The sequence below is a fragment of the uncultured Brachyspira sp. genome (assembly GCF_944390595.1).
Classification (GTDB): domain Bacteria; phylum Spirochaetota; class Brachyspiria; order Brachyspirales; family Brachyspiraceae; genus Brachyspira.
Window position 1 is genome coordinate 1 of sequence record NZ_CALXRN010000061.1, and the last position, 5510, is coordinate 5510.

Annotated in this window: 5 protein-coding genes, 1 pseudogene and 1 riboswitch; of the genes and pseudogenes, 3 read left to right on the forward strand and 3 right to left on the reverse strand. The window is 27.1% G+C overall.

The features are described 5' to 3' along the window. From Q0J90_RS03230 to Q0J90_RS03240, 3 genes are all read left to right on the forward strand, one after another. On the forward strand, positions 1-108 hold a 108-nt coding region (locus tag Q0J90_RS03230; protein WP_367173833.1), incomplete at its 5' end, for a phospho-sugar glycosidase domain-containing protein. A 21-nt stretch (positions 109-129) separates the two neighbouring features. Further along, positions 130-456, forward strand: coding sequence for a PTS lactose/cellobiose transporter subunit IIA (locus Q0J90_RS03235; protein WP_297276541.1), 327 nt, complete (start codon positions 130-132; stop codon positions 454-456). A 138-nt stretch (positions 457-594) separates the two neighbouring features. Beyond that, positions 595-721: riboswitch (TPP riboswitch) on the forward strand. A gap of 131 nt (positions 722-852) precedes the next feature. Further along, entirely contained in the window at positions 853-2460 is a 1608-nt protein-coding gene (locus Q0J90_RS03240) for a peptide ABC transporter substrate-binding protein (RefSeq protein ID WP_297276542.1), read from the forward strand. 33 nt (positions 2461-2493) lie between these two features. On the opposite strand, the gene murB is transcribed toward Q0J90_RS03240, so the two are convergent. From murB to Q0J90_RS03255, 3 genes and pseudogenes are all read right to left on the reverse strand, one after another. Continuing rightward, on the reverse strand, positions 2494-3399 hold the full coding sequence (murB, locus tag Q0J90_RS03245) for a UDP-N-acetylmuramate dehydrogenase (protein WP_297276543.1): 906 nt from the start codon (positions 3397-3399) through the stop codon (positions 2494-2496). Positions 3400-3780: 381 nt separating this feature from the next. Continuing rightward, positions 3781-4891 (reverse strand): annotated as a pseudogene (locus Q0J90_RS03250) (ankyrin repeat domain-containing protein). Positions 4892-5263: 372 nt separating this feature from the next. Next, on the reverse strand, positions 5264-5510 hold a 247-nt coding region (locus tag Q0J90_RS03255; RefSeq protein ID WP_297276544.1), incomplete at its 5' end, for an ankyrin repeat domain-containing protein.

The following is a 5510-nucleotide window of genomic DNA, read 5'->3' on the forward strand; positions in this document are numbered from 1 at the left end:
GATATAAAAAATACGGGCAGAACTAATGTAGTTGGTAAAATTAACGATGAATACTTATTCCTATTAGATTATATAAGTCCTGCTAAAAGGTTTCTTATAAAAGAATAATTTAATGGAGTTTATCATATTATGATTCAAGATTATGAAGTATTTATGGAAGAAAATGTATTTCCTATTATTGCATTAGCCGGTGAGAGTAAAAGTCTAGCTTATGAAGCATTAAGACTTGCCAAAGAAAATAAATTTGAAGAGGCTGATAAAAAAATAAAGGAATCTAATGAGCTTATATTAAAATCGCATCAGTACCAAACAGATTTAATATCTAAGGAAGCCAGCGGTGAAACTTTTGTAATAAATTTGCTTTTTATACATGCCCAAGATCATTTAATGACTGCTATAAGCGAAAAAAATTTGATAAATGAACTTATAGATATACTAAAAATAAATCATAAATAAAATGCTGTATTAAAATGGGTGTTATATTTTTTAATACCCATTTGCTTTTAAAAATTGTTGTATCGTAAAAATGAACCATAATTATTATTAATAAAAAATTACAATCTTATTGATAAAAAAATAAAAATATTATATCATTTAACAAAATCGGGGAGCTTGAAAAGGCTGAGAGGAAGTTTACATAATTTTATTTAAGTTATTACAAACTTCGACCCTTATAACCTGTTTGGGTAATGCCAGCGTAGGGAATTATCTCTTTTATTATTTATAATTTTACAAATTAATAAAATGAGACCTTTTCTAAAGTTGGTCTTGTTTTATTAAATCATCTAAAAACAAACAAGACAAACGGCGTTATAAAAATCTCTATTTTTATTTTTAATTAAGGAGCTTTTTATGACTTCAAAACTAAAATTTATTATTCTAATATTTTTATTTACATTATTTCTATCATGCAAAAAACAAACAAAAAATATCAAAGATGAAATCACTGTAAATCTTGGCTATGAACTTAATACTATAGACCCTGCTTTAAATGATGAAACCTATGGATATATTTATATTAATCATGCATTTGAGGGACTTCTTAATAAGGATATAAATGGAAATATTGTAGGTGGTGTTGCTGACAAATGGGAAATAAGCGATGACAATCTTACATATACATTTCATTTGAGAGATGATGCAAAATGGAGCGACGGTAAAAAAGTTACAGCCGATGATTTTGTATATTCTTATAGAAGAGCAGTTGATCCGAAAACTGCATCGCCTATTTCTTATTTAATGGAATATATAAAAAATGCCAAAGATATAATAAGAGGTAAACAGCCTTTAGAAAATCTTGGAGTAAATGCTATAGATGAAAATACTCTTACAATAGAACTTGAAGCACCTACTTTATATTTTACTGATATATTAGCTTCAGGCGGAGTTTATATGCCTGTAAGAAAAGATATAATAGAAAAATACGGCGATGATTGGACTTGGAATCCAGAAACATATATCGGCAACGGTTCATATAAAATGACAGAAAGAAAACCTGATGAACTGCTTACTTTTGCAATAAATACTAATTATTGGAATTATACAAATCAAGTTGCTAAAAAAATTAATTTTGTTTTGATAGCTGATGAATATATATCTCTTAATGCTGTTAGAACGGGGGATGTTGATTTTTCTATAAATGCACCTCCTATTGGAGAAATAGAAAATTTAATAAAAGAAAATTTAATGGCTGTGAGTGATATCATAGGAGTTTATTATTTAGATTTAAATACAAAAGATAAAGCATTGTCTGATAAAAGAGTAAGAAAAGCATTATCTCTTGCTATAGATAGAAACTATATAGTATCAAATATAGGATATGGCAAATTAATAGCTGCGGAAGCATTTGTTCCGCCTGTAGTAAAAGGACTTGAAAAATCTTTCAGAGAAGAAAGCAGTAATTATATAATAGCAAACAATTATAGTAATAATGTAGAAGAAGCAAAAAGATTATTAGCTGAAGCAGGATATCCTAATGGAGAAAATTTCCCTATGCTTGAAGTAAAAGTTTCATCTGGTTTTTATACTACAGTTTTGGAAGCAATTCAGCAGATGTGGAAAAATACCCTTAATATTGATGTAATAGTTAGAACAGAAGAATCAAAAATTACTTTGCCTTTCAGAGAATCAGGAAATTATCAAATGGCTAGAACAAGCTGGACTGGTGATTATAATGATCCTCTTACAATGCTTCAAATTATGACTAGCTACAGCGATATAAATTATGGAGGATTTTCTAATACAATATATGATTCTTTAATAGATTTTGCTGTTACGGCAACAAATGCTAGAGATAGAATGGAGGCATTAAAAGAAGCTGAATCAATACTCTTTGATGAAGTTCCTATTATACCTTTCATATATAGAACAGACTTTTTGATAGTTAATCCTAAATTAAAAAATTATGTTAATGAGCCGTTAGGACGTTATAGATTTAACTATGCTTATTTAGAAGAATAAATTACTGCTTATAAATTTTATATAGAATCATTACTATAACTTTTCATTTTCATCATTGGATATTATTCTAACTTCTGCATTTAAAATAATTCCTTTCTGATTGTAAACTTCATCTTTTACTTTTCTCATAAGATTGAGTATATCTCTTCCTGATGCATTATTATAATTAATTATAAAATTTGCATGATAAGGTGCAACCATAGCTCCGCCTAATCTAAAACCTTTCATATTAACGGAGTCTATAACTTTTCCAGCTATCATATTAGTTTCATAATCATTTAAAAACGTACTTCCGGCTGAAGGATATTTAAATTGATTTTTATTTTTTCTATCTTTTAAATATTTATTCATTTCCGGTTTTATTAATTTTTTAGAACCTTTATTTAATTTAAATCTAACATCCAATATAATATATTTTTTATCTTGAAAAACACTTTTTTTGTAAGCGTATTTGCATTCATCTATACCAATATGCATATACTCTATGTTTTCATCTATTATTCCTACACTGTCTATGAACTCAGATATAGAATGCTCATAACATCTTGCATTCATATATGCAGCTCCTCCTATACTCCCAGGAAGTCCGTATAAGAACTCTAAACCTGTAAATGCATTTTTATAAGCATATTTCACAACATCAATAACATTTGCACCGGAGTAGGCTAAAATATTATGAGGTGTATGTTCTATTCTGCTGAAAAAACCTGTATATATTATTGGGAACTCTATTACTTTGTCCAGAAATAGAATATTGCTTCCGCCGCCTAAAATCATGTACCTTTTATTGTTATCATTAATATATTTTATTAAATCTATAAAGCCGTTAATAGTTTCCGGTATATAGAATTCTAAAGCTTTGGCATTAACTCTGAATGTATTAAATTTTTTTAATGAAATGTTTTTTCTGCTTAAAACACCTTTAATAGATTTTCCCATGTACAAATATTCCTAAATATTATTTATTGAGCATATAATAACAAATTTTATAAAACATTACAATATATTTAAAAATATATTAAAAAGAATATAATTGTATAAAAAATAGTTTTATTATTTTCGGCAATAAACTTACTTATTATTTATTATTGCTTGTGATAAACCCGCTTTGAACTATCTGACAACTAAACTTATAAGTTATTCTCTTTTTATTTATATATTATATTAAAAAATCTTGCTTATAAAGAGCTGATAACTTCAATTATATAATAAAAAATATTGTTTGAAACATCTAGTAACTGATTCTATCAGTTACTAGATACTTTATTTTTTATTTTTATTTGTCAGTTATCAGCTGCTCGATTTTTTAATTGTATGTAATTATTTCTCTAAAGCTGCAATCTCATCATAACCTTGTTCTTTAGCTAAATCAAAAATTGTTTTTCCGTCTTTATCAACAACAGAAGTATCTGCACCTTTCTCTATCAAAAGTTTAAGAAGTTCAATATTTTCAGATCTAAGAGCAACAAATATTAAAGGTAAACCAGAAACACTATCAGTTTGAGTATTAATATCAGCACCTTGTTCTATTAAATATTCTGCTATTTCTGTAGTTTTATTTCTTACTGCAGCATTAAGTAATGAATAACTTTTACCTGAATATGAATAACCATTGGTATATGTCATAGCAGGGTCAACACCTTGAGAAACCAAATATTTTACTATATCAATACATTCTTTAGAAACAGCAACAGCAATTACAGGTCCATACTCAAAATTTGAATAATTTATATCTGCTCCATGTTCTGTAAGGAGTTTAACTTTTTCTAAATTGCATCTTCCTATTATAGCAACATTTAATATATTATCTTCATTTTCTTCTCTAGTACCATAAATAATATCAGTGTCTGCTCCTGCATTTAATAATTCCTTTACTACTTCCAAATGATAATTTTTTTCAGACTCTACTGCATAATATAAAGCGTCTATATCTCCTTTTTCTTCTCTAAAATTAACATCAGCACCTTGTTTGATAAGTTCTTTTACAAGTTTCAAATATCCATTTTTTGAAGCTAATTCTAAAGGAGTCCTACTATCATTATCATCTTTCATATTTACATCAGCACCATAAGATATTAATTCAATAGCCTTTTCTTCTGTAGGAAATTTATCAATAGCAAACACTAAAGAAGATTTACTAGGATTTTTTGACTGCCATTCATCGAAAGATTTTTTATCTTTTATAGAATCAATTTCATTAAATAATTTTTCTTCTTCTTCTAACATTGTAGTTTTATATATACTCCACATATCATTAGAAGCATATCCCTGATAGATTTCTTCATCATTATTAGATATTTTATTATTAGATATTTCTGTATTATTGTTATTAACAGAGTTAGTATCTGCAGTTACTTCTGTATTAAGTTTTTTTAGAATTACAGCTTATTATACCGATTAATATTAAAGCCGTTATAATTATTTTTTTCATTTAATTACCCCTTAATCATTATTGTTTATTATAATATCATAAGTAAATATAAAAGTAAAGAAAATACCAATTTACCGTTATACTGTATATGATAAATCAATTAAAAATATGTTGTTAATAAAAAAACAGCTGATAACTTCATCATCAGTTATCAGCTGCTCGATTTTTTATTTATTGTTGTTATGCTAGCCTACGCCTATAATCAGCAAATAAATAAATTTATTTGCTGGCTACCCAAAGGGTACCTACTCGGTCGGCTCACTTATATTATTTTTCTAAAGCTAATATATATTATTACCAATAAAAATTGTTCGCTTTTAGGCTCTGTAAGCCAAAGCTAACAGACGCTCACAATTTTTATATTTAAAATTATTATTTATCTAAAGCCGCAATATCATTATAACCTTTTTCTCTGGCTATATCAAATACAGTCTTATTTTCCTTATTTACAACTGTAGTGTCTGCTCCTTTCTCTATTAAAAGTTTAACAAACTCTGTTTTTCCATTGTCAATAGCCTGAAGCAGTAAAGGATAAGCATCTTCTGAAGGTATAGGAGTATTTACATCAGCACCTTGCTCTATTAAATACTTTGCCATTTTTGTATCACTATTATAAAGA

What these genes read in the sequence shown, in the direction of transcription:
- Q0J90_RS03240 (WP_297276542.1), top strand. Translation starts at nt 853, where the DNA reads ATGACTTCAAAACTAAAATTTATTATTCTAATATTTTTATTTACATTA.
- murB (WP_297276543.1), bottom strand. Translation starts at nt 3,399, where the DNA reads ATGGGAAAATCTATTAAAGGTGTTTTAAGCAGAAAAAACATTTCATTA.
- Q0J90_RS03235 (WP_297276541.1), top strand. Translation starts at nt 130, where the DNA reads ATGATTCAAGATTATGAAGTATTTATGGAAGAAAATGTATTTCCTATT.